Source organism: Vreelandella sp. F11, assembly GCF_042466685.1.
In the GTDB taxonomy this organism is placed as follows: domain Bacteria; phylum Pseudomonadota; class Gammaproteobacteria; order Pseudomonadales; family Halomonadaceae; genus Vreelandella.
In genome coordinates this window covers 1998308-2024784 of sequence record NZ_CP170448.1, presented here as the reverse complement: position 1 = coordinate 2024784, position 26477 = coordinate 1998308, and the positions used below count along the sequence as shown (strand labels likewise).

Sequence of the window (26477 nt, the reverse complement as noted above, 5' to 3'; positions counted from 1 at the left end):
GGTTTTATTAGCGTTATTCTAAAACAACCACCTGCTTTACCAACCTAACATAGGTTATGAATTACCATTATTATCAAATGGTTGCATGAATCACATAAGATGATCCAGCTCAGGAATGACACACGACAACTTCGTTTCGGCAACACTTCAGGCAGTGCCATCAGTACAGCCCCGTGCCTGGCGCAAGTCCTTCGGCGACAATATTTGACTATCCTGCCAAACTTATTCTAACAAACGTCAACACGCACTATAAGTAAGCGGTTTTCCGCGCTATTGATAACGCAGGCACAATAAGCCGTCATAACCGACGTTGCGTATCACTTATCAAAGCAAAGGAGTTGCCAATGAAGCACTATGGAAAACTTGGACAAGTTGGGCGCAAAGGATTTTCCCTAATGGCTCGGCTCGGCCGCTACGAACTAGCGATGCTGCTATGCGTCGCGCTACTTTCCGGTGGGATTTGGGGGTTCGTCGCGCTGGCCGAAGAAGTTATCGAGGGAGACACCCATAGCGTCGATGAAAGCCTGCTGCTCGCTCTTCGCAACCCGGCAGATCTCAGCGACCCGATCGGGCCGGGCTGGGTTGAGGAAATGGGCCGGGACTTTACCGCACTGGGCGGTGTCGGCGTGCTGGTACTCATCACATTAGGCGCCCTGGGCTACCTGTTACTTGCCAGACACTATCGCGCGGCTCTTTTTGCTTCGATCGCGGTGCCCGGCGGCATACTCCTCAGCACCGTGATGAAGCTGGGCTTTGATCGCCCTCGCCCCGATCTCGTGCCTCATGAAGCCATGGTCTACACCGCGAGCTTTCCCAGCGGCCACTCAATGATGTCTGCCGTAACCTACCTCACCCTGGCCGCGCTACTCATTCGCGTACAGCCCGCGCTGAGGCTGAAGGCTTACCTCCTGCTACTGGCGATATTGTTAACCCTACTAGTGGGCATAAGCCGCGTCTATCTCGGTGTCCATTGGCCAACCGATGTACTTGCCGGCTGGACGGCCGGAGCGAGCTGGGCAGCGCTGTGTTGGATCGTGATGCAATGGATGCAACGGCGCGGGCAGATAGAACCGGAAGAGAGCAGCGCAGATTGACCCTCGATTCCTGCTATCGATTCCCTCTATTCCGGACGAACGGCAGTTTTACCCGGACGCACGGCAATTCCTAGTGATGCGGTCGACTCCTATGCTTGTGGCGTGCCCTCGAAAGAGGTACCTACGAAGGTTCGCCACCATGACAGCTCCTCGCCTTTACGGCGAGCGTCCGGCGGCCGGGGGAGCCCTTCCAAAAGGATCAAAGCCATGACCGATTTTATTCTCAAGACGCTCGATGGCGGGACTTGTAGCCTTACTGCCAAAATGATTTCGACACTGCGCGCGGATATGACCGGCCCGCTGCTACTGCCTGGCGATGAGGGCTACGACACGGCCCGCAGCGTCTGGAATGCGATGATCGACAAGCGGCCTGCTCTGATCGCACGTTGCGCCAATGCCAACGATGTCGCCGCAGTAGTGAACTTCGCACGCCAGACCGATGCGCTTATCTCCATCAAAGGCGGCGGGCACAATATCGCGGGGAACGCGGTTACGGAGGGCGGCCTGATGATTGACCTCTCCGCGATGAACAATGTCGACGTGAACCCTAGGACACACCGCGTCCAGGTGGGCCCCGGCGCCACGCTGGCCGATCTCGATGCGGCGACCACTCCCTACGGACTTGCAGTACCCGTCGGAATCAACTCGACGACCGGCATTGCAGGCCTCACCCTCGGCGGCGGTTTCGGTTGGCTGACGCGGGCGCACGGCCTCACGATCGATAGCCTGGTTGCGGCCGATGTCGTCACCGCTGATGGCGCGCGGCTGTGCGCTACAGCGGACGAGAACCCCGACCTCTTCTGGGCGCTCCGCGGTGGAGGTGGTAATTTCGGCGTCATCACCCGTTTCGAGTTCCAGGCAAGGGTTGTCCGATCCAACCTGCTGTGCGGTCTACTCTTCCTGCCGCTTGAGCGGGCTCGGGAGCTCTTCGCGCTTCAGCGGGAGCTGATGGAAAGCGGCCCGGAGGAGTTGACGACGTGGATGGTGGTGCGCAATGCGCCCCCAATGCCTTTCCTGTCTGAGGAATCACACGGCACAGGTATCGCAATGATGGCGTTTTGCTACGCAGGGGAACCCGAAGATGGCGAGGCCTCAATCGCTCCTCTCCGGGCGGTTAGCAGCCCGCTCGCACTTCTGGCTGGCATTCAGCCTTTTGCCGAGTTCCAGCAGATCTTCGATCCGCTCCTGATCCCCGGCGCACGCAACTATTGGAAGTCCCACGACTTGCTCGAACTACCCGACACCGCTATCGAAGCGCTTATCGAGGCCGTCGATCGCTTGCCCGACGCGGAAACGGAGATTTTTGTCGCTCATGTGGGCGGCGCATTGTCTCGCGTCGCACCGCATGAGACCGCCTTCGTTCAGCGCCGCCCCCATTACGTGGTCAATATTCACACTCGCTGGCAGGATCCGGCAAAGGACGACGCAGCTCGTGGCTGGGCGCGTGGCCTTTTCGAAGCACTTTCTCCTTACTCCGCGGGCGTCTACGTCAACTTCATGCCAGCCGAAGAGAGCGCCCGCGTAGCCGAAGCCTACGGTGCAAACTACGCCCGCCTCACAGCAGTCAAGGCCTGCTATGACCCCGAGAACCGGTTCCGTCTCAACCAGAACATCTTACCCGACTCTGAGGTTCAGCTGGCCGGGTGATGCTGATAATGTGCCGCTGGGGACAACCTCGGCGGCGCTATCTTCCGGAGCATTCAGCGATGCCGCGCTTTTTGCCGCCAGTGCGTCGGCGATAGGCCCGTCATCCGCTTGAAGGCACGGCTGAAAGAGGCCTCGGATTCATAGCCAATTGCGTCAGTGATCTGGGCGAGCGTTGCCGTACCCGCACTAAGCAAGCTTGCCGCTCGCTGCATCCGCCAGCTCGTGAGATAGGTCATAGGCGGTAGGCCCAAAAGCGCTGTAAATCGCTCAGAAAGAGTGGTGCGCGACATACCCGCCTCGCGCGCGAGTTCAGCAACTGTCCAGTGGTGGGCGCAATCGCGGTGCAACAGCCGCAGCGCTCGGCCTACCGCTGGATCGCGCAGACCGGCGAGCCAACCATTAGCATCCGAAGGCAAGGAAGCCGCGTGCCTCCGGATTGCCTCGATGAAGATGAGCTCGCTCAGCTTTACCAGCACCCCACCGCTTCCAGCATCGGTCGCTTCACTCTCTCGCGCAGCTGCACCGATCAGATGCCCAAGGAAGCCATCGCCACTGCCGTAGCCATCAGGTACATGGATAACACGAGGGAGCGCTGAGATCAGCGGATTGAAGGGTGCCACATCAAAACCGAGAAAGCCGCAAAGGAGCCGAGTGGTACCGACTTCGCCGTCCCGGAAATCAATGTGGAACGGCAGCGAGCGCCCGCGTGCGACCTCGTCAAATACAGCGAGGTTTGGCACCGCATCAAGGCCAGGATCACTGGCCAGGACGTGCGTGTCGCCGTGTGGAAAAACCACCACGCTTCCTGGCCCCAGCTTGATCGGATGGCTATCGGGATTGGTCAGCCTAGTCCAACAGCTACCTTCGACAATGACGTGGTATTCGATCACGTGCTGCGCGCCGGACACCACTGTCTGCGCAAGCTTTTCTTTGGGCGGCGCTGCTGCCACCCAGGGCGCTGCCGCGTCCACCTCGAAGAACACCGCACCAGACAGACGGACGCTGCGCAGCATTTCGGAAAGGAAATCGTGGTCGATCACATCTTTACCTCACTCGCAACGCAGCCCGAAAGGTAGACGACTGAGCAACCGCCCGTGATGACATGCATAGTTAGATGAAGTCGGATATAAAGGCAATAATAGAGAGCTGAGATTTCATGTAAAAACCTCAAATTAAGAATGTTTCTGAACCCGACATGGGAGTGTGATCATTGCAGTATAGGTAGTCAGGCCTCTCAAGGTTCGGCCTTAGCGATTCTTTTACCAAAATGATGAAACCGACTTACCTCTTTCCCCTAAAGTCCAGAGGTCACATCGGCAGGCTCTTAATACGTCCCGTATCGCGAAAGCATGGATAAGCTAAGTTGGTCTAGATGCAACTATCTTAAGTTCGCCTATGTACAAATGATTTCGTAGATAAAAATACTTGCCCGCTTACTTTAAGTATAGCTAAATAAAAAGCGCTCAGGGAGACTGGGTGGAGAGGAAGGTAAACTGCCCAACCACGCTCTCGTCAATCAAGGGCTCGACCTCAAGCTAACAAGCAGGCATGGTGAGTATTATTATTTACCATCAGCGAACCAACAGGAGGTTATGCCAATGCCAAACTCTCTTACTCAAAACCTGTCTCAAAACCTATGCAGGATGGGGCTATTATCGCTCTTGGCGTTATCCCCCAATGCCTTCAGCCAACAACAACCTGGGGCAGCGTCCGGTAATGATGTCACTACCGAGTCGTTCCAGGATTGGGAAGTCCGTTGCCAGCGTAGTGCCGAGGGCCCGAGCCCTTGTGCAATGTCGCAATTGATCACTCAACCTGACAGCGACCAGCCCTTGATGCAGGTCATTCTCGACTACCCGCCCCAGATCGATGACCCGGTGATGAGCTTCTTCGTGCCCCTGGGGGTGCGCTTGGCCCCGGGCTTGCAATTGAGCGTGGATAACAGTGAGCCAATCCCCTTCCCCTATCAGGTCTGCCAAGAGCAAGGGTGCCGTGCTGATGTGCCCATTGACTCGTCGATGTTGCAGCAACTCCGTAGTGGCAGTACGGCAACCCTCAGCATGATTAGCCCACGCGGTGAACGCATGGACATAGACATTTCGCTGATCGGCTTTACGGATGCCAGTACCCGCATCGCCCCCTGATCTTAGGGATCTTGCCCGGCAAAGCCGGATAAATAGGGCCGGAAACAAGTCTACTCAGCCGTTGCCAGCAGGCGTATGTTTACGCCTGCTGCCTCGGGGCCATGCAAAACTGCGCTCTAGCACTTAGCATTTTAGCCACATGAAGCGACGCGCAGAGGAAATCGATAAGTGCTCAATAAAGCCGCGTAATGGATAGAGCATCAGCCTCATGAATCAAGGTGTTCCGATTGCTCTGCAATGGTCAAGCAGCGGAGCAAGTGTCGTGTTGACGCGTCCCCCGTCGACTCCAGCGTCCAGATGATAATTTTCATTTGGCATTGGCACTGAGCTGATGAAATTGGATGTCGGTCGAAGTCCTGCAAAGGTGCTGTCGTCGACGGTCATCTGCCCACGGAACCGTGCGAAGGTAAATCCTTCATCGCCATCTATCTGGTTCTCAAGGCGAACGGGAAACGTCCACTCCCCATCCATTCCGTAGGCGCGATAGATCAGTACATAGGTTGCATCCGGGTCAAGATCGTTGGGCTGCGTGCTGGACACAAATTGACTGACGTCGAGCTCTCCGTTTTCACCGCACGTCATTATCAGTCGCACGACACGACCAGGCACACGCTCGCCGGGCTTTACGCCAAAATAGCTGGAGTCGAAAACAACAGCCGGAATGTCGTCGATCAAGAGAAGGTTCAACTCCCCCGGCGACCTGTCGGCGTTATCCGGCATGTCGTGAAGAAGCGACAGCCTGGGATCGGTACCTTTGGCAGCCTCCTCTATCAGCATCACGGTTGCATCGGCACCGGCGTAAACGTACGCACTCTCTCCCGGTCCAACAGATTGATCACTGGAGCTGAAAAGCCGTTCGTTTTCTGGGCTGACCCAGGCGGGATCCCCACCACTATTGAAGGCGATCATATTGGCTTCGAGATGCTTGCGCATCTCGGAAGCGCATGAAAGCTCCTCAATTGCGCCATCGACAAGCTCACGTGAGTAGACGCCGGGCGTGATATCCTCGGCTTGATCGACGATAGGATAAAAGGCAGCTGGAACCGTTACTTGCTCGTTGTAGCGTCCTATTTCCCGGGACATGATTTCGGTGCCATAGCCGTTTCGTGTCGTCTCGGTTTCGATATAGGTGCGTGAGATGGGGATCAATCGATCTTCGCAGGAGCCCAGAACCTGAACCCGACGGATGATGTAGGACGTGATTAAGGCATTCATCGGGCTGAAGTTGTCGCTGGTTCGGAAGCCCCATTCGTAGAAATCTGCGACCGGGTTGAAGCCCGACGGCCCCATCGCCCGAATTTGCCTTACCGCTTCGTCGGCCGACTTGCGATGCTCTCGGCGTGCAGCGCCGAAGTCTCCGCGGGCGATGTATGACAGCATCCTGCCGCCGTAATCGCTCCCCAGTGGAAACAACCCGGCATCAGAGCTGCTAACAACTCTCGCCCTTTGCATGCTGTCTGGATCGTATGGTGCATCGAGTATAACATTCATACTTCGCGCGCCGGTGACGCCCTGGAAATAGATCGCAACGGTGGATTCACCCTCGCTGATCGTCATCTGGGGAAGATGCTCAGACAATGCAGCGCGAAGCGCTCCAGCCAGTTCAGAGCGGCATCCTTCGCGCGCAAGGATCTCGGCGAAGGCGGCCTCGTTCTCCTCATCGGTCTGAGTACGGATCGCGTAAACTTCAGGAACGGCAGCGTTCGGATCCCTGCTCCCGAAATCCTTTATTGGATCCTCCTCATACTCTGCAATAACAACCGGCACCAACGACGAAGCGGCAAGATAGAACTCCTCGAATTCCGAAGGAGAGAGCCTAATTTTCTCCTCCTCGCGAAGAGCGAGGCGGTCACTTTCGCGCGTGAAAGTATACTCCTCCCAGTCATCCGTCATCTCGGCACGACAGGTTGTGTCGTATGCCCGGTGGAATGCGATATAGATACCAATTTTGTTGGCAGCCGAATTGCCGGCCGATTTGTCACCTTCGATTATCCGCGTAAAGTAGCGCCTCTTACTACGAGGCAGATAGCCTAGCTCCGGCCCCGCCCCTGCTACCACCAAGACAGCGTCTTCTGAATCAACCGAGGCAGGTGCCTCAGTGGCAGCCACCTGCCCAGGAAACTGCGTCGCCATGACCTCAAGCGCCAAGCCGAGTGTCTCAGGGCAAGCGTCAACGGGGGGGCCGATGATAAGTAATGGATGCAAACCTGACTCCGGCACCTGAAATGCACGCAGTGCTTCAGGGCCGATCGCTGCGGGAACAGCGCCAGACCAGAATGCAAGGTTAATGCTCCGCGCAGACGTGAGGTAATCCCGGTCGTCAGCCGGCGCGGCCGAATATTGATCATATATACATCGAAGCACCGGGGGAGCCTCCGCGATCGCCGCCATCACAGGATCAGTGAAGAGCCTCGCGTACCGACTTTCTTCATAGAGAACGTTTTGCCAAGCTTGGTTTAATGCCCCTCCCTGGGGTTCATCGGAGGGGTCGAGAAGCGTGGCGACCGGTTTAAAAAAATTCCTTAAGAAGACAGCAGGATTCGTCAGCGACACTTCTTGGACGAATGAGTTTTTGGCGTCATAAACGAAGTTGTAAAACCGGTAGTCACTAATGATCGACCTCTTGCCAGAGGGGGGCTCTTCGAGCGCCGGAAAGCTCAGCGGGACACGGCCTACAAGGTGAGGAACCTCGGTGAGCGCTCCATGGGCATTGACAAGATGATAGCCTCGGGTTGCCAAGTAGTCTAATGCACGCTCCCGGCTGTGTGTATTTCCGGCTGCGGCACTAATGTAATGTGCGTCATCCCGCGAAAGCTCTCCTGGCGGCAGACCGAACATGTTCTGAACACACGCTATAGAATCGTCTGCATCGTTCAAGTCGCCGTCTATCTTCGGCACAGCACACCCTAACAGTGTCAGACCATATTCCAGGTAAATCCGGTTTTGTAGGGCCGCTTGATAATGGAAACTGGCGGGTGTGCCGTTTTCATTCAAACATGTCAGTTTACTTTCTTCGCCCTGCACCTCAACACTGCAAGTAAAAGCTGTCTCTTGTGACAAGGCGGGAAATCCCAAGAGAGCACCCGTCAGCATAAATGCAATGGTTGCGCCTAATCGCAAATAATTTATTGAGACATTATTCACTGCACCACTCCTCACGCCAACTTATTAGAAAACAGTCATTTAGGGATCTTAATTTTTAGATCAACGCATCTCAGCGTGAAGCTACTTATGGGAGGGAGCGGTTCAGCAACCCAACGCTGCCGCGAGTATAACGGTGCGTTGCAAAAGCTATTTTTAGTCGCAAATATATTGATAAGGTTCGTTTATTTAAATGCTGAGTCAATATGAAAAACCTCATCAAATAAAGCGGGGGTTTATAATTCAGCACCGACGTCACCCCCAGATCGAAGCGCTACACTTTAGAGCCTGATCCTATGGGTAAGGAGATTGGACATGAAGAAGCGTTTCAGTGAAGAACAGATTATTGGCCTCCTGGACGAAGCCGAGAATGTACACTAGAAAAGCTGCACGCCGAATCACTACTGGAGACCTGAATTCAACTAATAAGCGCAGCATTTGCGGTATTTAGGACTCCTGAATGTTCAGACACCAGCCTTCGCAACGAGTGCATGATGACTCCGACCGAGACCATGCTCGCGCATGTTGACAGCCCAAAATAATCGTCGAATTACTCCAGGCACTATGCTCACATTCATCAACTAAGATACGTTTAGGTTATGCAAAGCCGCATCTGACATCCTACAAGCTGGCCTTGAAGATGATGAACACTCTCAACCCGAAGACCACTTTCTACAACCAGCTTATTTGAAAGGATTTAACGAAAAATTTAGACGTCCCCGCGCCGTGGTGAACTGAAAGTGGAATCAAACGTTTATGAGCAATGTAGCCTGCCCGCTTTTGGGTCATTTACTGCCAACTTTTATCCATCAGCGTCACCTAAAATTCAGCATCCGGCCAAGAGCGGTCTTTAAGAAGCCACTTATATAGCGCTTGAACGCGCGGCTCACTCGCCGGTTTGGAGCCGCGAAGCGGCAGAAAACAGGTCGCCGTGCAGCCGCTTGTTAGACTATTTGTGCAAACACCTTAATCTTTGAGCCATGCTTGCTTTATCGCACTAAAATCAAGCTCTTTCCATTCCTCTTTCCATAGCTCAAAATACGGTATGTCGTTAGATGAGGGAGGAAGGTCACACTCATCAACCTTGACCAAGGATGGCATTACTACTGCCTCGCCAATGAGAAGTGCTTCCCCAGCGCTGAGCGTAGGTAATTTGTCACAGAGATTTCCTAGAGTATCTGGAAGAAGCCGAGCGACATAATTCTGATCGCTTGGGTTCGTCAGTCTCATTGCCAGAAAGTTACTGCACTGCGAAAATATTGTTTCCGATATTTCGGATGGCCTTTGGCTGGATAGTAGTAGTGTGACTCCATACTTTCGGCCTTCCTTTGCAATACGTTCAATAGAAAGTTTTGAGGCTCTGAACCTTGCTAAGTCACTGTTTGGGACATACTTGTGTGCTTCCTCGTAAGCCAACAAAATAGGCGCATCATTATTGATTGCCTCGCCGGCATTACTCCTCAGAACCTTATAATAGTAACCATGCTCAAACAGTATTCTAGAGATTAGTGACACAGTAATGCTTAGAACCTCGAATGGGACACCACTTAAGTCAATGATAGTAACATTTGACTTTTCCTCACAATAACCCAAAAGGCTTTTTAGCGTACTCTCTAGCGTAGCCTCTTCACTTGTATTTCCGAATAAAAAGCCCAATCTTTCTTGAGCAACTTTCGATTCAAAGCGTGCAAAAAATTTATTCAAGCTACCATCGGCATAGTCCCCTTTGGATATGCTCTGGGACTTTGTTTGATGAAACTCAAGCCTACCTTCGAAATACTTATCTAGTCTCTCTGCCGCCATAAGCTGTATGCCATGGGTGGCATCAGTTTTTCCATCTTTTAGCGTATAGGAGCCATCTACAATCATATATCGTGATTCGTTTTTTGCGTTTACTGTTTCGTTTTTTATATTGTAAAGAGCATTCAAAACCTCATGAATGTCAAACCTTAGCGGGCTATCATAAAATATAGACCTCTTTTCAGGGTTGTGCTTTCTTTTGTTTTCTGTAACCAGGTTCCGAAATACTGAGGACTGGTTATAATTGTCACGTTCACCCGTATCTAGAAGAATCTCTTCCAACTCTTCACTATTAAGAAGCCAGTACGGAAGGTGAAGATTGTTCACATTGAGGAAGTTCGCATTTGGGAAAGCAGTTTTGTATTCCGAGTGTATGTCAAAGACAACAATATGAGAGTTATTTAGCGTGTACTCTCCATTTTTTGCAGCGACGGCATTCTGGATTACTTTCGATATAGTATGCGACTTACCTGCGCCAGTAGAGCCAACCACGGCAATGTGCTTGTTAAAAAATCGGTTGCCGTCGACGGGAACTTTCACGTCGTGGTTTGTAGCCAGCGAGCAAAAAACAAATTTTTTCTTCGAATCAACTGAATCCTCGAAAATTTTCTTAACATCCTCTTCAGTAGCAGGGGAGACGCCGGTTGGAGGAATAGTTAAAGTATCTCCTCCGCGGATAAACTTTCCATCGTCAATTATGCCAAGCGGTAAAGCCTCAATTATATGCCGCCGCTCAGCCTTATCTGTCACTTCTATGCTGAAGTTTTCAATGGTTGCAATGAGAGCGCAATCGTCGCTATCAGTTATTCGCAAGTACGATCCGACCTTTATACTCTTTCCTCCGGAAAATGCCGCTATATCTTCAACAGAGATTTTAACTTTATCCGGATATACCGCAATTACCTCAGCCTTTATTTCTGCAGCGTTTGTCATGATCTTAAAACCTCCTCAATAAAATATGCGCTATCTACTTTAATGGTGTTATGGTTTTCACCTTTTGGAAAATACTGTGACTCAACTGGAAGGTCTTTATAGAAGTCAAATATTTCGACCAAAGAACCTTTGATTTTTGAGACGACAGGATCAAGATAATCAACTGCAGGTATGAACTTTAGACGAATGCGATTTTCTTTCGATGGCTCTGTAACAAGGTGATCAGGACAAAAATCAGATCCCTTAAACGGATATCCATCATCAAAATTAAACCCCTGCCTTAAGAGATTGCCCTTTAGCGAAACTAAATCATCCTCTGAAATTCCGCGTATCAGTAAATACGGACAAAATCTATCACTTTGCGGCGTGCGAGTGTGTTCGACATGAGAGAAAGTGGTTGCTATTTTCACTAACAGGCCAGTAAAATCCGGAATACTGAATTCACCAGTTATATCAATAATGAAAATTCTAGACGCTTTGGGGGTTTTGGTTGAAGCAAACTTGAAAAATTTTTTCTTAATAAGTTTTGCATAATAGTCGTTGCCAAATTTTTCCCGTAGCCACAAATTAAACACTACTTCCTTTCGATTCACCTCTTTAAGAAAACTGGCTTTGGTAATTTCTCGTGCATTAATGTCGGCCTGGATTGCCAAGGACTGAATAACATTGATTGCGTTCGGATAGTAAAACACCTTTGCATCGTCAGGGGTACATCCGGGAATTTGGGAGACAAGGAGCCTAATAACGCTTCTCTGCTGATCATCATAAGACGGAGCATTAAGATCTATACCCAGTTGACTACGAAAGTTTTCTAGTTGCGTATCATTAACCCCAAGCTCAGTGTGTACCTCATGAACAACTTTCTCCTGCTTGTAAGTAAGAAAATTTTTCTTGAGAAATTCTAAATCAAAATCAGCTAGCAGCTTTTCCTGTCCCGATTTATAATGCCCATAGACTCGGTAATTAAAACGCTGATCCGTTGGGCAGCCTTCTGTAGAATAGTGCCGTAACATCTGAATCACGGCATCCTTGATTACCGAATGGTTATATATTGTTCCTTCGTAATATTTGCACTGAACTAACGTGCGGTAATCCCCGTCGTCAAGATCGATGTCCTCAATACCCTCCACTACTATTCTCGATTGTGGCGCGGATGCGTTGAGAATACTTACTATCGTATGATCGAACTGGTAGAAGTATCCTTTTATGGTCGCATGGGCAGAACGGTTTGACACTAAAATATTCCTTTTTTGGAAAACTTTCTTAGGCTTCAACCACATAATGTGGAGTAACTTGTCGGTCTAACATCGTATTAGACGGCGCGTTTTATGATTGAGTAAACGTGCTGGCACTTTTTTTCAGCAAATGCAGCCTGCCAGATTCTTTCAAACCTATGACCCTTTTGACTGTTAATTTAAACTAGACAGCATAGCCAAAATTCGCGCTTCTGCTGCATTTCAAAGAATGTCCGCTTAGGGTCGAAAGCAGCCCTGCAACCAGAGTGCCCCTGCAGCAACCACCGACTCAACCATTCACCCATTCCACATGCAAACTTTCAAAATCCCCTTAGCTTCAAAGCTACCAGATAATGATTGCTGCCGTCACTGGAAATTAACCGTTTATACCGCCTTCATTTCTGGGCAATGGACACTGTAAGCTTGGCGGTAACAACGCTGCTGAGCAACAATCTTGAAGATGACGACCCACTGGATTATCGGCCCTGGTGCCATTGGCCGCCTGCTGGCCCATTCGCTTTCACCCATAGCGGCCACTACGCTACTCGGTCGACGTGCGCTGCCTGAGCAGCAAGCACTTTCCACACCTGAAGGCGAACAAAAGGTGCAGCCTCTCAATATACTCACGGTTGCCCAACTCACCTCTGAAACGCATGAACCACCCACCTTTGTACATATCACTACCAAAGCCATGGTGGCTGAGTCGGCGCTTGCTGGCATTACTGACTGTATTTCCCCTTCTACTCCGCTGGTGCTGTGGCAGAACGGTTTTTTAGCGCAGCCGCGTATTACTCAGGCGTGGCCGGGGCCAGTGTTGTGCGCGACAACAACTGAAGGGGCTTACCTAACCGGTGATGATGGCGTGGTTCATGCGGGGCGCGGGCATACCTTTGTGGGCGATTTAAACAATCAGCACGGTGCGCTGGCGGAAGAACTCGCGCACACATTAACCCAGGTAGGGCTCGCCGCCACAAAGGTGTGCGATATTCGCCAACGCCTGTGGCAAAAACTGGCGGTGAACGCGGCGATTAACCCTCTAGTGGCGCTGAATGGCGTGCGTAATGGGAAGCTTCGCGCCGACCCTTATGCGCAGCGTGTGGAAGCTGTGGTGAGGGAAGTCGCGGCGGTTATGCAGGCAGAAGGTATTCAGCCGCCGAACGGTGGCCAAGGTAATGGTATGAGTGGTGAGCAAGCGTGGTTGGCGTTGGTGTGGCAGGTGGTGGAGAACACCGCGAACAATAAGGCTTCGATGTTGCAGGATGTAGAGGCCAAACGCCCCACCGAGCGCGGGGCGATATTGGGGCCGTTGATTGAGAGTGCGAAGCGGCATGGGTTGGCACGCGAGGTGTTGCAGGGGTTGGATGATGAGTTGGCGGAGATTGAGGCGAGCTTTTAGGCATTACCTGGGGCAGCTTTGCTGCCCTCCCGCGGGTGCCTCGTTTCTCGCTTCGCTCGCTACTCGTTACCACGCGCTACATAAAAACCTCTTCCTAGCCAGGCATTTAGAGCGTGTCACAAGCGCACTTCTCTCATTCAGATTCAAATATCAGGTAACCGGAATCACCACCACTTTTTGGTAGGCGGGGCGTTCGGCGATTTGTTGGTACCAGCGCTCTAAATTAGGGCGCGGCTGCCAGGTTAAGCCGATATGCCATAAGTTGTAGATAAAGGGGGCAACGGCAATATCGCCCAGGCCAAATTCACTGCCCGAGAAGAACGCTTGCTTGGTCAGCACGCTTTCCATTAGCTCAAACAGCTCTTCACACGCCTGCATACCTGCTTCAATGGCAGCAGTGTCGCGTTTTTCGGGTGGGGTTCTGACATAGCCCATCAGAATCGTGCGGTGCCTGGGTGACAGGGTGCTGTTCGACCAATCCATCCACTTTTCTGCCTGCGCCCGTTCAGCGGGGGCTTCGATCCATAGCTTGCTTTCATACTGGGCGGCAAGGTAGCGAATAATCGTATTGGATTCCCAAAGCACGCTGTTGGTGGCGTCATCTTTAAGTAGCGGCACTAGCCCGGTGGGGTTCATGGCCAGGTACTCCGGGGTGTTATTTACCCCGTGCTCAAGCCCGGCCTGGATCTGCTCAAACGGCAGTTCCAGCTCTTCTAGCACCCAAAGCACTTTTTTGACGTTGGTGGAGTTGTTGCGGCCCCAAAGCGTGATCATGGCAGTCCTTGTATATGAGCAGTTTCTTTAAGTTTGCCCGCCCTTGAGGTCGGAGACAAGCTGTGGCTTTGGTGGGATAGCTGGGGCGGCTGTGCCGCCCTCCCGCGGGTGCCTCGTGTTGCTCGTTCCTCGCAAAACTCGTTACCACGCGCTACAAAACCCCGTCCTCCTCACCATTTACCCCTAACCATTTACTCCTCACACCTCACGATTCACCCTCTTTATCCTGATAGAACTGCATCAGGCTAGAGAAGTCGAGTTTACCGTTGCCTTTGGCTTTATGCAGGGTGAACAGTGAGCGGGCGGCGGAGCCCATGGGGACGGCGGAGGCGCTCTGCTGACTGACATCCATGGCGAGGCCTAAGTCTTTGATCATTAGGTCGACTTGGAAGCCGCCCTGGTAGTTTTTGGAGGCCGGTGCGTTTTCCATGACGCCTGGGTAGGGGTTGTAAACATTGAGCGCCCAGTTACCGCCGGAGCTCTGCTTCATGATTTCTGAAAGCACCGCGGGATCCAGGCCATTTTTAACCCCCATATTGATCGCTTCGCAGGTGCCCGCCATCAGGATAGAGAGCAGCATATTGTTGCAGACTTTAGCCACCTGTCCTGCACCATGACCTCCAGCGTGGAAGATGTTTTTGCCCATGGCTTCCAGCACCGGTTTGGCCTGTCTGAACTCGGCCTCGCTGCCGCCTACGATAAAGGTCAAGGTGCCCGCTTGCGCGCCGCCCACGCCGCCAGAAACCGGGGCGTCGACAAAACCGATACCCAGCTTCTCGCCCTCTTCAGCAACGCCTTGGGCGGTGGCTCCGTCAATGGTAGAGCAGTCAATGACCAGCGCCCCCTGCTTGATCACTTCAAACAGCGGCGCATCGTCTTCAATATATAGCCCCCGCACATGCTTTCCGGCGGGCAGCATTGAAATAATAAAGTCGGCATCGGTGGCAGCTTCCTGAGCCGAGAAAGCCACTTCACAGCCATTCGCTTTGGCGGTGTCTTGCGCCTCTTGAGAAAGATCAAAGGCGCGCACGTCATAGCCTGCTTTTACTAGATTGGCAGCCATGGGGCCGCCCATATTGCCCAGGCCGATAAATGCGATGGTGTTCATTTTATTATCCTTATTAGCCGGTAATGGGAAGATTATATTAGCGTAGATCCGCCAGCGGATTTTGCGACCATGCGGAAGATAGTAGCTCGTTGATAAAGCTATCCTCTACCGAGGCCACATCGGGATAGGTCCAGTTCGGTTGCCCATCTTTATCGACCAGCAGTGCGCGCACACCCTCGGGGAACTCACGGTGTCGGCAGCACTGTACCGAGAGGGACATTTCGGACTGGAACACCTCTGCCAGCGACATGTGCTTGGCACGCTTTAGCTGCTCATCGATTAACTTAACAGAGACAGGGCTGCCGTGGGCCAGCGTTTGTTGAGCTTTGCTAAACCACTTATTGTCGCTTTTTACCGCCGTAATAGCGGCGACAATTTGTTCTACGCTGTCGTGATCCATCAATTCACGAATCAGTGGTGAGTGTTGGTAAACGGGCGCTTCCAGCTCAGCGAATACCGGCTGGGATGTTTGCTCAAGCTCACGCATAATGCGGTTAACCACACCGTTGGCATCGGTATTTTCACCGGCGCCCCATTGTGCGTCGGTCAGTTGCTGCAGCATGGCATCACGGTGGTCGCTGGCGATACAGCGGTCAGCCAAGCCCAGGTGAACGGCATCAGGCGCATTGATTTGGCAGCCCGTCATGGCTAAAAAGCGCCCTGCGCCGTTGGGCAGGCGGTTCAAAAACCAGCTGGCGCCAACATCCGGGTAAAGCCCGATGGTGACTTCCGGCATTGCCAAGCGCGAGGTCTCCGTCACTACCCGGTGACTACTGGCGCTTAATAGCCCCATGCCGCCGCCCATCACAATACCGTTGCCCCAGCAGATCACCGGTTTGGGGTAGGTGTGCAAAAGAAAATCGAGCCGATACTCGGTCTCGAAAAAGCGCTCGGGAAAGCTGGGATCACCCTCGCCGGTAATCGTTTTATACAGATTCACCACGTCACCACCGGCACAAAACGCTTTTTCGCCTGCGCTATCCAGCAGTATCGCTACCACCCGATCATCAGTGGCCCAGGCGCGCAGGCGGGGCAACATCTCTTCACACATCTCAAGCGTTAACGCGTTCAGCGAGCGCTCAGCGTCGAGTTTCACCTCGCCAATCACGTGGCCGTCTTGGGTGGGGTGTTCGGTAAACAGTACGCTGCTCATTGGCATTCCTTATCCTCTTACAGCTCGGTGGCGCCATCTGCCAGCACCCGGCGGGAGATGATCAGACGCATGATTTCGTTAGTGCCTTCCAGAATCCGGTGAACCCGAGTATCACGCACATAGCGCTCCATGGGGTACTCCTTGATATAGCCGTTGCCACCGTATAGTTGAAGCGCTTCGTCGCACACCTTGAAGCCCACATCGGTAGCGAAGCGTTTGGCCATAGCGCAGTAAGTGGGGGCGTCGGCGTGGCCTGCGTCCAGCTTGGTAGCGGCCATGCGCACCAGCTGCCGGGCGGCCACCAGCTCAGTGACCATATCGGCCAAGCGGAACTGCAGCGCCTGGAACTCGGCTAGGCGCTTGCCGAATTGTTTGCGCTCCAGCATATACTCCCGCGCTTTATTGATTGCCTGCTGGGCGGTGCCGATAGAGCAGGTTGCAATATTGATACGCCCGCCGTCGAGGCCCTTCATGGCGATTTTAAAACCGTCGCCTTCATTGCCGAGCAGATGATTGGCGGGCACCCGAACGTCTTCAAAAGTGATCATGCGGGTTGGCTGGCTATTCCAGCCCATTTTCTCTTCCTTGCGCCCATAGCTAATGCCCTCACTCTTGGCATCGACCGCAAACGCCGAGACGCCGCTGGCGCCCTCACCGCCAGTACGCGCCATGACCACCAGAAAGTCGGTGCTACCGGCGCCGGAAATAAACATCTTACTGCCGGTCAGCACGTAGTGATCGCCATCGCGCTTGGCGGTGGTTTTCAGTGAGGCGGCGTCGGAGCCTGAGTTAGGTTCGGTTAAACAGTAAGAACCCAGTAGCTCGCCTGTGGCCAGCCTTGCACCCCACTGCTCTACGGCTTCCGGTGTGCCAAAGTCCGCCAGCATCCAAGTGACCATATTGTGAATGGTCAGATAGGCCGTGGTTGAGGTGCAGCCCATGGAGAGCTGTTCAAAGATAATGCTGGCATCAAGGCGCGAAAGGCCCAACCCGCCCACGCTCTCCGGCGCATAAAGGGAGCAGAAGCCCAGCTCGCCCGCTTTGCGAATCACATCGACAGGGAAAAACGAGGTCTGATCCCACTCGGCGGCGTGGGGCTCCAGCTCGTTTTGGGCAAAGGCCCGCGCCATATCGGCAAAGGCAACCTGGTCTTCATTGAGCTCAAAATTCATGGCGTATCTCCGCTAATGTGCGAGCACACAGGGTGTTGTCGTTATAATTGACGTTTACGTTAACTTATCTATTTACCTCACCACAAGCAACATACCAGCGGTTGCGACCTTAGGCTTAGACCTAAAAAACTTAAACCTAAAAGGCTTGAATAAAAAAAGGGTGCCAAACGGCACCCAACGGGAAGAATCAATGAGTACGGCACAGAGCAGCCGCTCTTAAAACCTACTCTTTAAAACCGCTATTAAAAACGGCTACTTAAAGTTTTTGCGATACATCTTATCCAGCTCGCCGATGATTCCGCTGCGGAAGCTGAGCACACAGACCACAAAGATGATGCCCAAAATCACGCTAACCCAGTTGCCCAGCGGCGACTGCGCCAGGATATGCTGCAGGCTCACCACAATACCTGCGCCCATCAAAGGACCCAACAGAGTGCCAACGCCGCCCAGCAGGGTCATCAAAATCACCTCACCCGACATGTGCCAGTGGGCATCGGTCAATGAAGCCAGCTGGAACACCACGGTTTTGGTCGAGCCCGCCAGGCCCGCCAAACCCGCGGAGATTACAAACGCTACGAGTTTGTAGGCGTCGGTGTTGTAACCCAGCGATATTGCTCGAGGTTCATTTTCACGAATGGCTTTTAGCACTTGGCCAAACGGTGAGTGCACCGTGCGCTGAATCAGTGCGTAGCCAAACAGAAAGATCACGAAGACGAAGTAGTACATTGCTAGATTGCTGCGCAGACTGATCACCCCAAACAGCTCGCCACGGGGCACGCCATGCAACCCATCCTCACCGCCGGTAAAGGGCGCCTGGATGTAAACAAAGAACATCAACTGCGCCAGCGCCAGCGTTACCATGGCGAAATAGATGCCCTGGCGACGAATGGAGAGCACCCCAAATAGCGCACCCAACACGGTTGCCAGCAACGTGCCCGCAATAATACCCAGCTCTGGGGTTAATCCAGGGTAGCTTGCCAACAGGTAGCCGGTTACGTAGCCACCGGTGGCCAGAAATGCCGCATGACCAAAAGAGAGTAGCCCCGCATAGCCAAGCAGCAGATTAAAGGCACAGGCAAACAGCGCAAAACAGAGCACCTTCATTAGGAATACGGGGTAGGCTAAGAATGGTGCCACCAACCCAACGACAATCAGCGCCACATAGAACATATTGCGGCGAAACTTAGCCCGCTTCTGGCGTTCCAGTACGGCGGATGGTGCCGCTATTGTTTGAGATTCCGCCATGCTTATGCCTCCTTACCGAACAGCCCCGCAGGGCGCAACATGAGCACGAGGATCATGACAAGAAAGATCACCGTATTGGACGCCTCGGGGTAATAGACTTTGGTCAGCCCTTCGATAATCCCCATAGAGAGACCGGTAATAATAGCTCCTAAAATCGAGCCCATACCGCCGATCACCACCACGGCAAAGACCACGATTAACAGGCTCGAGCCCATGGTCGGTGACACCGGATAGAGCGGCGCAGCCAGCACACCAGCAAACGCGGCCAAGCCAACGCCAAAGCCATAGGTAAGCGTGATCAACAGCGGTACATTAACGCCAAAGGCTTGCATCAACTGCGAGTTTTCAGTCCCCGCACGCAGGTAAGCACCCAACCGCGTACGCTCGATCATAAACCAGGTGAACAGGCACATCGCCAACGCCGCCACTAGCACCCAGGCGCGGTAAGTAGGCAGGAACATAAAGCCAAGATTCAAACCACCCTGAAGAATCTCAGGTGTTGCGTAGCGCGCCCCGGAAACCCCGAAGAAGTTGACCAGCGTACCCTCAAAAATCAGCGCTAAACCAAAGGTTAGCAGCAGCCCATAAAGGTGGTCTAAGTGAGCGATTCTGCGCAGTAAAAAACGCTCAAGCAGCACACCAAAGGCACCCACCACTAGCGGCACTAAAAACAGCGCCAGCCAGTAATTAATACCCAAATAACGAAAGCCTAACAGCGCGGCGAAGGCCCCCAGCATGTATTGCGCCCCGTGGGCAAAGTTGACGATCTTCAACAGGCCGAAGATGACCGCCAGGCCCAGGCTGAGCAGTGCGTAAAAGGCGCCATTCACAAGGCCCAGCGTGAGCTGCCCCATGAAGACGGCCAATGGCACGCCGAATATCATCGTCATAACGCGACTCTCCTCGCCGTAGAGCAGTTGGCGGCCACTTGCCGCCAACTGGCTCTACACGTCACTTGCGATTGCTATCTGATCCAGGCGCTGCCTGAAAATCAGTTCTGCACCAATTTGCATTGGCTTTCAGACAGCGGGCGGTAGGCTTCTTCGGCGGGAATGGTGCTGAGGATTTCGTAAAGATCCCACTCACCGGTAGACTCTTCGGGTGTTTTTACCTGGGCCAGGTACATATCGTGGATCATGCGACCATCTTCACGAATGGTACCGTTACGGGCAAAGAAGTCCTCAATGGGCATTTCGGCCATTTGCGCGCGCACGGTTTCAGGGTCGTCGGTGCCCGCGGCTTCAACGGCTTTCAGGTAGTGCATGGTACTGGAGTAGATGCCCGCCTGAACCATGGTCGGCATGCGGCCCACTTCATCAAAGTAGCGCTGGGCCCATTCGCGGGACTGCTCATCCATGTCCCAGTACCAACCGGTAGTTAGCAGCAGGTTCTGGGTGGCTTCCAGGCCAAGGGCGTGCACGTCATTCAAGAAAATCAACAGGCCTGCAAGCTGCTGTCCGGATTGAGTTAAACCAAACTGGCTAGCTGTGGTGATAGCGTTAACGGTGTCAGCACCGGCGTTGGCCAGACCAACAATTTTCGCGCCAGAACCCTGTGCTTGAAGAATGTACGATGAGAAATCATTGGTGGGGAATGGGTGGCGTACGCCGCCGACAATTTCACCGCCACTCTCTTCAACGACTTTGGTTACATCGGCTTCCAGCGCATGGCCAAAGGCGTAGTCAGCGGTCAACATGAACCACGTATCACCGCCCTGCTCTACAACGGCCTTGGCAGTACCATTAGCAAGCGGATAGGTGTCATACACCCAGTGAATATGGTTAGGGGTGCAGTGCTCGTTGGTAATGCTAGACGCCGCCGAGCCGGAAACGATGCCCAGACCGTTGTTCTCTTCAAGCACTTTGGTTACCGCAATAGACACAGAAGACGCTACCAAGCCGCCCACCATATCGACGTTATCCTGATCGATCCAACCACGCACGGTATTAGCCCCCACGTCAGCGCTGTTGCGATCGTCAGCACTGGAAATAACGATGGGGGCGCCATTTACGCTGCCGCCAAAATCGGCCACCGCCATCTCCATGGCGGTCAAGCCGCCTGGGCCTGCAAGGTCGCGATAAGTGCCGGACATATCGGCGAGGTAACCAATACGGACTTCACCATCGCTCATATCTGCCTGGGCGGTGGACACAGCGAAGCTTGAAGCTGCCGCCACGGCGATGCTGGCAGCCAGCGTTTTTTTCATAAAGGTCATGTTCTTCTCCTGGCTCTGGGGCCTTGTTGTTGTGATATAGCGGTTATGGTGTGCTTGAGCGGTTGTGTAACGATCTACCAAGTAAATGATGCATTTATTGTTCTTATGAACAGCGAGTGTGTCGTCAGGTACGTCTAATGGTGCGTTATACCCCTAGCATTGAGTTGAGATGTTCCCGCCGCGATGGCAGCTGCGCGGCGCTAATTTCTTCGACAATCTGCCCGTGATCCATCACGAAGTGGCGATCCGCCAGCGGCGCCGCGAAGCGAAAGTTTTGCTCTACGAGCACAATGGTCATCCCGCGCTCTTTTAGCTGAACCAGCACCTCGGCAAGTTTCTGTACGATGACTGGTGCAAGCCCTTCGGTAATTTCATCGAGTAGCAGCATGCGAGCACCCGTACGCAGAATGCGCGCCATGGCCAGCATCTGCTGCTCGCCACCGGAAAGTCGCGTGCCCTGGCTTCGACGCCGTTCATAGAGGTTCGGAAACATGGCATAGATTTCGTCCAGGCTCATACCGCCGGAACGCACGGTAGGCGGGAGCAGCAGGTTTTCATGCACATCCAAGCTGGCAAAAATGCCGCGCTCCTCAGGGCAGTAACCGATGCCTAACCGTGGAATATGGTGCGGCTTCATATGCAGCGTTTCATTGCCGTTAATCACGATAGAGCCGGTACGGCGCCCCACCATGTTCATAATCGATTTCAGCGTAGTGCTTCGGCCTGCACCGTTACGCCCCAGCAGCGTCACCAGCTCGCCACGCTTCACATCAAAATTGACGCCGTGCAGGATATGAGACTCGCCATAAAAGGCGTGTAGATCCTGCACGCGCAACATTTCCAGACTTTGCGTGTTCTCAACAGGCGCTTCGGCCTCAGCGATGTTCATACAGCAGCTCCCTCTTTTTCAGAACCATCCTCTTCCGCGGCGTCGCTGCCCATATAGGCCTCGCGCACCAGAGGGTTCCGGGAAACAGCATCGTAATCGCCCTCGGCCAGAACAGCGCCTCGCGCCAACACGGTGATGCGATCACACAGGCGGCTCACGACGCTTAAGTTATGCTCCACCATTAATACAGTACGCCCCTGGGAGACACGCTTAATCAACGCCACGATACGGTCAACGTCTTCCGCGCCCATACCCTGAGTAGGTTCATCAAGCAGCATCATGGTGGGATCGAGCGCCAAGGTGGTGGCTAGCTCAAGCGCTCGCTTGCGCCCATAGGGCATCTCTACCGTTAAGGTATCGGCATACTCCCGCAGCCCCACTTCTTCCAGTAGCTCAAGGGCTCGCTCATTAAGGTGATCCAGGGATTTTTCAGACTTCCAGAAATGAAACGATGTACCCAACTTGCGCTGCAGGGCTACCCGCACATTCTCAAGGGCCGTCATGTGAGCAAACACCGCAGAGATCTGAAATGAGCGCACCAAGCCTAACTGAGCAATTTCGTTGGATTTTTTACTGGTGATCGACTTGCCACGATACAAAATGTCTCCGCGGGTAGGCGGTAAAAATTTGGTCAGCAGATTAAATACTGTGGTTTTACCCGCGCCATTAGGCCCTATCAGCGCGTGTATGTGTCCTTCCTGCACCTGAAGATTGACGTCGTCCACGGCAGTAAAGCCGCGAAACTCTTTGGTCAGCCCTCGGGTTTCGAGGACAGGTCCCTGAAGGACATCGTTTGCACTCATAGAGTGACAGCCTCTTATTGTTGTAGTGCTGAATGCGGTATTGGCTAAGGCGGCACCCTTATTATGGGCTGCCACTGCCTTACCTGAACGTAAGGTGTACGTGCAAACTAGCAACTCTCGCTATGGCAATACAATTACAACTTTGGTCTATCGGCGATAATTTGTTGTACCTATAACTGACTTCAAAATATAAATATCAATAGCTTACACGATTTCAACGCTTTTCAACTGCTAGCAGTTATTGCTTTACGTTAACGTAAACTTGTTTTAGCCTCAGTGGAAGTGTTCCATAGAAGGCATATCGTAGGAACAATCTTTAGGAATTATTGTTAACAACATGCCTTTTTGAGAGAACGTCACCATGAGCAAAACTTACTCGATTAGTGAACTGGCCAGCGAATTTGATTTAACTACCCGAAGCATTCGCTTCTATGAAGATCAAGAACTGCTGCATCCCACCCGCCGTGGGCAGACCCGGGTTTATAGCAGTAAAGATCGGGTTCGACTCAAGCTCACCATTCGTGGCAAGCGGCTGGGATTTTCATTGGCTGAAATTCGCGAACTATTCGAGCTATGGGATGAAACTCGCAGCGGCAGTAAAAAGCAGCTGCATTTAATGCTCAGCAAAATAGCCGAGCGCAGGGCAGCTCTCGACCAGCAGATGAAAGACATCACCATGGTGCAGTTAGAACTTGAAAGTGCCGAAATTCGCTGCCGCCAGGCGTTAGAAGAGCTTAATGAAAAAGGGCCACACGAAACACAAACCGAAGATGAGCGAACGAGTACTTCCGAAAAAACGGCTTCCTCCTCTTCCGCCACTATGCACTGAATCGGCGCCCGGTCATCTAATTAAGCCCGTTCGACTCGCCGACACAGCTAGCCAGCATAGTTAGCAAATACCAATAAATTAGCAACAGGTGATTGATCATGTTTTCACACTACTCAGAACTTAATTTTGGCCTCGACGATGAGCTGAACATGCTGCGTGAGCAGGTCAACGCCTTTGCGGCCAGCGAGATTGCCCCCCGTGCAGCCGAGATCGATCGCAACAACGAGTTCCCTAACGATTTGTGGAAGAAGTTTGGCGATATGGGGCTATTAGGGATTACCGTGCCTGAAGAGGATGGCGGCAGCGGCATGGGTTATCTAGCCCACTGTATCGCCATGGAAGAGATCTCTCGGGCCAGCGCTTCGGTAGCGCTCTCTTACGGCGCCCACTCCAACCTTTGCGTTAACCAGATCAAGATCAACGCCTCCCCCGAACAGAAAGCCAAGTACCTCCCCAAACTAATCAGCGGCGACCACGTGGGCGCCCTGGCCATGTCCGAGCCCGCCGCAGGCTCTGATGTGGTTTCGATGCAGCTGCGGGCCAAGCAGAGTGGCGATCACTACATCCTCAACGGCAACAAAATGTGGATCACCAACGGTCCAGATGCGGATGTGCTGGTGGTCTACGCAAAAACGGATCCCGACGCCGGCTCTAAAGGCATCACCGCCTTTATTATCGAAAAAGGCATGCCCGGCTTCTCCACCGCCCAGAAACTCGACAAGTTGGGCATGCGCGGCTCCAACACCTGCGAGCTGGTGTTCCAGGATTGCGCCGTTCCCGCTGAAAATATCCTCGGCGGCGAAGGCAAAGGCGTACGCGTACTCATGAGTGGCTTGGATTACGAGCGAACCGTGCTCGCCGCTGGCCCCATTGGCATTATGCAGGCCGCCATGGATGTGGTGATGCCCTATATCCATGAGCGTAAACAGTTCAACCAGTCAATCGGTGAGTTCCAGCTGGTACAGGGCAAGGTGGCGGATATGTACACCACCCTGAACGCCTGCCGCGCTTATCTATACGCAGTGGCCGGTGCCTGTGACCGCGGCCAGACCTCGCGCAAAGATGCCGCTGGCGTCATTCTTTACTGTGCTGAAAAAGCGACGCAAGTCGCGCTGGACTCCATTCAGTTGCTTGGCGGCAACGGCTATATCAACGAATACCCCACCGGGCGCCTGCTGCGTGACGCCAAGCTGTATGAAATTGGCGCGGGTACCAGCGAAATTCGCCGGATGTTGATTGGCCGTGAACTGTTTACTGAAACCAAATAAAAGGCCGCGCCATGAGCACTGTGAATAGCCAGATCAATCCGCGCAGCGATGTGTTTCAAGCCAACGAAGCCTCTATGCTGGGTGAAGTGAACAAACTGCGTGAGCTAACCGCCGCCGTCGGCCAGGGCGGCGGCCCCAAAGCCCGCGAGCGCCACGAAAGCCGCGGCAAACTGTTTGTGCGTGACCGCATTGATCACTTGATCGATGAAGGCTCGCCGTTTTTAGAGTTTTCCGCTCTGGCGGCCCACAATATTTACGACAGCGAGATTCCCGCCGCGGGCGTGGTGACCGGCATTGGCCGGGTCTCTGGCGTGGAGTGCGTGATCGTTGCCAACGACGCCACGGTAAAAGGCGGCACCTACTTTCCGCTCACGGTGAAAAAGCACATACGCGCCCAGGAGATTGCCCGCAAACATCGCCTGCCGTGTATCTATCTGGTCGACTCCGGCGGCGCCTTCCTGCCCCGCCAGGATGAAGTCTTCCCCGACCGCGACCACTTTGGGCGCATCTTCTATAACCAAGCGACCATGTCCGCCGAGGGCATTCCGCAAATCGCCGTGGTCATGGGCTCCTGCACCGCGGGGGGTGCTTATGTGCCTGCGATGGCAGACGAGTCGATTATCGTTAAAGAGCAGGGCACGATTTTCCTGGGTGGCCCGCCGCTGGTAAAAGCCGCCACCGGTGAAAGTATTAGCGCCGAAGACCTGGGCGGCGCTGATGTGCACGCCAAAGTGAGCGGCGTCGCCGACCACTATGCAGAAAACGATGCCCACGCACTGCAGCTTGCCCGCGCCTGCGTGTCGCGGCTTAACTGGCAAAAGCGTGGCAAGCTCGCCATGCAGGCGCCAAAACCACCCAAGCTCGACCCTTCCGAGCTGTATGGCATAGTGGGTACCGACCTGAAAAAACCCTATGACGTGCGCGAGGTGATTGGCCGCATTGTCGACGACTCTGATTTCGACGAGTTCAAACGCTACTACGGTGAAACCCTGGTCACTGGCTTTGCCCATATTCACGGTTACCCGGTGGGCATTGTGGCCAACAACGGCGTGCTGTTTTCTGAGAGCGCCGTAAAGGGTGCGCACTTTATCGAGCTGTGCGCCCAGCGCAAGATTCCGCTGATTTTCCTGCAGAACATTACCGGCTTTATGGTCGGCTCCAAGTACGAACACGAAGGTATTGCCAAGCATGGCGCCAAACTGGTCACCGCCGTGGCCTGCGCCAAGGTGCCCAAGTATACCGTGCTGATCGGTGGCAGCTTCGGCGCCGGCAACTACGGTATGTGTGGCCGTGCCTATGACCCCAACCTGCTGTTTATGTGGCCTAACGCGCGTATTTCCGTGATGGGCGGCGAGCAGGCGGCGGGCGTACTCGCCCAGGTTAAGCGCGAGCAGCATGAGCGCGAAGGTCGCGAGTGGAGCAAAGAGGAAGAAGAAGCCTTCAAGCAGCCCACCCGGGAACAGTATGAGCATCAGGGCCACCCCTACTACGCCAGCGCCCGCTTGTGGGATGACGGCGTCATTGATCCGCTGCAAACCCGCGATGTGCTAGGGCTCTCTCTGGCTGCCGCGATGAACGCAGAAGTCGAAGAGACGCGCTTCGGCGTGTTCCGGATGTAAGGGGCAATCACC

20 protein-coding genes are annotated in these 26477 nt (G+C 53.6%); 7 read left to right on the top strand and 13 right to left on the bottom strand.

Annotated elements, in window-relative coordinates:
• The first annotated feature begins 395 nt into the window (after positions 1 to 395).
• Both ACFIOZ_RS09115 and ACFIOZ_RS09110 read left to right on the top strand, forming a co-directional pair.
• Positions 396 to 1094, top strand: coding sequence for a phosphatase PAP2 family protein (locus ACFIOZ_RS09115; RefSeq protein ID WP_386083360.1), 699 nt, complete (start codon positions 396 to 398; stop codon positions 1092 to 1094).
• 207 nt (positions 1095 to 1301) lie between these two features.
• Positions 1302 to 2741, top strand: coding sequence for an FAD-binding oxidoreductase (locus ACFIOZ_RS09110; RefSeq protein WP_386083358.1), 1440 nt, complete (start codon positions 1302 to 1304; stop codon positions 2739 to 2741).
• Between the two features lie 53 nt (positions 2742 to 2794).
• Here the strand turns inward: ACFIOZ_RS09110 and ACFIOZ_RS09105 are convergent, their stop codons facing one another.
• On the bottom strand, positions 2795 to 3781 hold the full coding sequence (locus tag ACFIOZ_RS09105) for an AraC family transcriptional regulator (protein ID WP_386083356.1): 987 nt from the start codon (positions 3779 to 3781) through the stop codon (positions 2795 to 2797).
• A 552-nt stretch (positions 3782 to 4333) separates the two neighbouring features.
• Between ACFIOZ_RS09105 and ACFIOZ_RS09100 the strand changes: the two genes are divergently transcribed.
• The gene (locus ACFIOZ_RS09100; protein WP_386083354.1) at positions 4334 to 4885 is read left to right on the top strand and encodes an invasion associated locus B family protein; all 552 of its coding nucleotides are present in this window, start codon (positions 4334 to 4336) and stop codon (positions 4883 to 4885) included.
• Positions 4886 to 5098: 213 nt separating this feature from the next.
• Here ACFIOZ_RS09100 and ACFIOZ_RS09095 read toward each other — a convergent pair whose 3' ends face one another.
• From ACFIOZ_RS09095 to ACFIOZ_RS09085, 3 genes are all read right to left on the bottom strand, one after another.
• Entirely contained in the window at positions 5099 to 8029 is a 2931-nt protein-coding gene (locus ACFIOZ_RS09095) for a hypothetical protein (RefSeq protein WP_386083353.1), read from the bottom strand.
• 963 nt (positions 8030 to 8992) lie between these two features.
• Entirely contained in the window at positions 8993 to 10759 is a 1767-nt protein-coding gene (gene herA / locus ACFIOZ_RS09090) for an anti-phage-associated helicase HerA (RefSeq protein WP_386083351.1), read from the bottom strand.
• Positions 10756 to 11994, bottom strand: coding sequence for a DUF4297 family anti-phage-associated protein (locus ACFIOZ_RS09085; protein WP_386083349.1), 1239 nt, complete (start codon positions 11992 to 11994; stop codon positions 10756 to 10758). Before ACFIOZ_RS09085 ends, herA begins: the two co-directional genes overlap by 4 nt.
• A gap of 460 nt (positions 11995 to 12454) precedes the next feature.
• Between ACFIOZ_RS09085 and ACFIOZ_RS09080 the strand changes: the two genes are divergently transcribed.
• The gene (locus tag ACFIOZ_RS09080) at positions 12455 to 13390 is read left to right on the top strand and encodes a ketopantoate reductase family protein (RefSeq protein ID WP_386084032.1); all 936 of its coding nucleotides are present in this window, start codon (positions 12455 to 12457) and stop codon (positions 13388 to 13390) included.
• 150 nt (positions 13391 to 13540) lie between these two features.
• On the opposite strand, the gene ACFIOZ_RS09075 is transcribed toward ACFIOZ_RS09080, so the two are convergent.
• The 9 genes from ACFIOZ_RS09075 to ACFIOZ_RS09035 all read right to left on the bottom strand — a co-directional run bounded on the left by ACFIOZ_RS09075 (position 13541) and on the right by ACFIOZ_RS09035 (position 22749).
• The gene (locus ACFIOZ_RS09075; protein ID WP_386083347.1) at positions 13541 to 14164 is read right to left on the bottom strand and encodes a glutathione S-transferase family protein; all 624 of its coding nucleotides are present in this window, start codon (positions 14162 to 14164) and stop codon (positions 13541 to 13543) included.
• 205 nt (positions 14165 to 14369) lie between these two features.
• On the bottom strand, positions 14370 to 15272 hold the full coding sequence (gene mmsB / locus ACFIOZ_RS09070) for a 3-hydroxyisobutyrate dehydrogenase (RefSeq protein WP_386083345.1): 903 nt from the start codon (positions 15270 to 15272) through the stop codon (positions 14370 to 14372).
• Between the two features lie 37 nt (positions 15273 to 15309).
• Positions 15310 to 16425: an enoyl-CoA hydratase/isomerase family protein gene (locus ACFIOZ_RS09065; protein WP_386083343.1), complete on the bottom strand. Its 1116-nt coding sequence runs from the start codon at positions 16423 to 16425 to the stop codon at positions 15310 to 15312.
• Positions 16426 to 16442: 17 nt separating this feature from the next.
• Positions 16443 to 17597: an acyl-CoA dehydrogenase family protein gene (locus ACFIOZ_RS09060; RefSeq protein ID WP_386083341.1), complete on the bottom strand. Its 1155-nt coding sequence runs from the start codon at positions 17595 to 17597 to the stop codon at positions 16443 to 16445.
• 252 nt (positions 17598 to 17849) lie between these two features.
• Positions 17850 to 18842 carry a branched-chain amino acid ABC transporter permease gene (locus tag ACFIOZ_RS09055; RefSeq protein ID WP_386083339.1) on the bottom strand — a complete coding sequence of 331 codons (993 nt, stop codon included), beginning with the start codon at positions 18840 to 18842 and terminating at the stop codon, positions 17850 to 17852.
• Positions 18843 to 18844: 2 nt separating this feature from the next.
• Complete coding sequence (locus tag ACFIOZ_RS09050) at positions 18845 to 19732, bottom strand: branched-chain amino acid ABC transporter permease (RefSeq protein ID WP_386083337.1); 888 nt, start codon at positions 19730 to 19732, stop codon at positions 18845 to 18847.
• Between the two features lie 101 nt (positions 19733 to 19833).
• Complete coding sequence (locus tag ACFIOZ_RS09045) at positions 19834 to 21057, bottom strand: ABC transporter substrate-binding protein (RefSeq protein WP_386083335.1); 1224 nt, start codon at positions 21055 to 21057, stop codon at positions 19834 to 19836.
• A gap of 145 nt (positions 21058 to 21202) precedes the next feature.
• Positions 21203 to 21946, bottom strand: coding sequence for an ABC transporter ATP-binding protein (locus ACFIOZ_RS09040; RefSeq protein ID WP_226249569.1), 744 nt, complete (start codon positions 21944 to 21946; stop codon positions 21203 to 21205).
• Positions 21943 to 22749 (bottom strand): ABC transporter ATP-binding protein, encoded by an 807-nt coding sequence (locus tag ACFIOZ_RS09035; RefSeq protein ID WP_336272897.1) that lies wholly within the window; start codon positions 22747 to 22749, stop codon positions 21943 to 21945. The genes ACFIOZ_RS09040 and ACFIOZ_RS09035 overlap by 4 nt, the downstream gene beginning before the upstream one ends.
• A 361-nt stretch (positions 22750 to 23110) precedes the next feature.
• Between ACFIOZ_RS09035 and ACFIOZ_RS09030 the strand changes: the two genes are divergently transcribed.
• The 3 genes from ACFIOZ_RS09030 (at position 23111) to ACFIOZ_RS09020 (ending at position 26465) form a co-directional block, all read left to right on the top strand.
• Positions 23111 to 23578: a MerR family transcriptional regulator gene (locus ACFIOZ_RS09030; protein WP_386083333.1), complete on the top strand. Its 468-nt coding sequence runs from the start codon at positions 23111 to 23113 to the stop codon at positions 23576 to 23578.
• Positions 23579 to 23676: 98 nt separating this feature from the next.
• Positions 23677 to 24846: an isovaleryl-CoA dehydrogenase gene (locus ACFIOZ_RS09025; protein WP_386083331.1), complete on the top strand. Its 1170-nt coding sequence runs from the start codon at positions 23677 to 23679 to the stop codon at positions 24844 to 24846.
• 11 nt (positions 24847 to 24857) lie between these two features.
• Complete coding sequence (locus ACFIOZ_RS09020; RefSeq protein ID WP_386083329.1) at positions 24858 to 26465, top strand: carboxyl transferase domain-containing protein; 1608 nt, start codon at positions 24858 to 24860, stop codon at positions 26463 to 26465.
• Positions 26466 to 26477: the final 12 nt, after the last annotated feature.

Excerpts from the sequence above, each read along its gene's own strand:
- ACFIOZ_RS09115 (WP_386083360.1), top strand. The coding sequence starts at position 396 with ATGGCTCGGCTCGGCCGCTACGAACTAGCGATGCTGCTATGCGTCGCG.
- ACFIOZ_RS09110 (WP_386083358.1), top strand. The coding sequence starts at position 1,302 with ATGACCGATTTTATTCTCAAGACGCTCGATGGCGGGACTTGTAGCCTT.
- ACFIOZ_RS09100 (WP_386083354.1), top strand. The coding sequence starts at position 4,334 with ATGCCAATGCCAAACTCTCTTACTCAAAACCTGTCTCAAAACCTATGC.
- herA (WP_386083351.1), bottom strand. The coding sequence starts at position 10,759 with ATGACAAACGCTGCAGAAATAAAGGCTGAGGTAATTGCGGTATATCCG.
- ACFIOZ_RS09080 (WP_386084032.1), top strand. The coding sequence starts at position 12,455 with ATGACGACCCACTGGATTATCGGCCCTGGTGCCATTGGCCGCCTGCTG.
- ACFIOZ_RS09075 (WP_386083347.1), bottom strand. The coding sequence starts at position 14,164 with ATGATCACGCTTTGGGGCCGCAACAACTCCACCAACGTCAAAAAAGTG.
- mmsB (WP_386083345.1), bottom strand. The coding sequence starts at position 15,272 with ATGAACACCATCGCATTTATCGGCCTGGGCAATATGGGCGGCCCCATG.
- ACFIOZ_RS09065 (WP_386083343.1), bottom strand. The coding sequence starts at position 16,425 with ATGAGCAGCGTACTGTTTACCGAACACCCCACCCAAGACGGCCACGTG.
- ACFIOZ_RS09060 (WP_386083341.1), bottom strand. The coding sequence starts at position 17,597 with ATGAATTTTGAGCTCAATGAAGACCAGGTTGCCTTTGCCGATATGGCG.
- ACFIOZ_RS09055 (WP_386083339.1), bottom strand. The coding sequence starts at position 18,842 with ATGGCGGAATCTCAAACAATAGCGGCACCATCCGCCGTACTGGAACGC.
- ACFIOZ_RS09050 (WP_386083337.1), bottom strand. The coding sequence starts at position 19,732 with ATGACGATGATATTCGGCGTGCCATTGGCCGTCTTCATGGGGCAGCTC.
- ACFIOZ_RS09045 (WP_386083335.1), bottom strand. The coding sequence starts at position 21,057 with ATGACCTTTATGAAAAAAACGCTGGCTGCCAGCATCGCCGTGGCGGCA.
- ACFIOZ_RS09040 (WP_226249569.1), bottom strand. The coding sequence starts at position 21,946 with ATGAACATCGCTGAGGCCGAAGCGCCTGTTGAGAACACGCAAAGTCTG.
- ACFIOZ_RS09035 (WP_336272897.1), bottom strand. The coding sequence starts at position 22,749 with ATGAGTGCAAACGATGTCCTTCAGGGACCTGTCCTCGAAACCCGAGGG.
- ACFIOZ_RS09030 (WP_386083333.1), top strand. The coding sequence starts at position 23,111 with ATGAGCAAAACTTACTCGATTAGTGAACTGGCCAGCGAATTTGATTTA.
- ACFIOZ_RS09025 (WP_386083331.1), top strand. The coding sequence starts at position 23,677 with ATGTTTTCACACTACTCAGAACTTAATTTTGGCCTCGACGATGAGCTG.
- ACFIOZ_RS09020 (WP_386083329.1), top strand. The coding sequence starts at position 24,858 with ATGAGCACTGTGAATAGCCAGATCAATCCGCGCAGCGATGTGTTTCAA.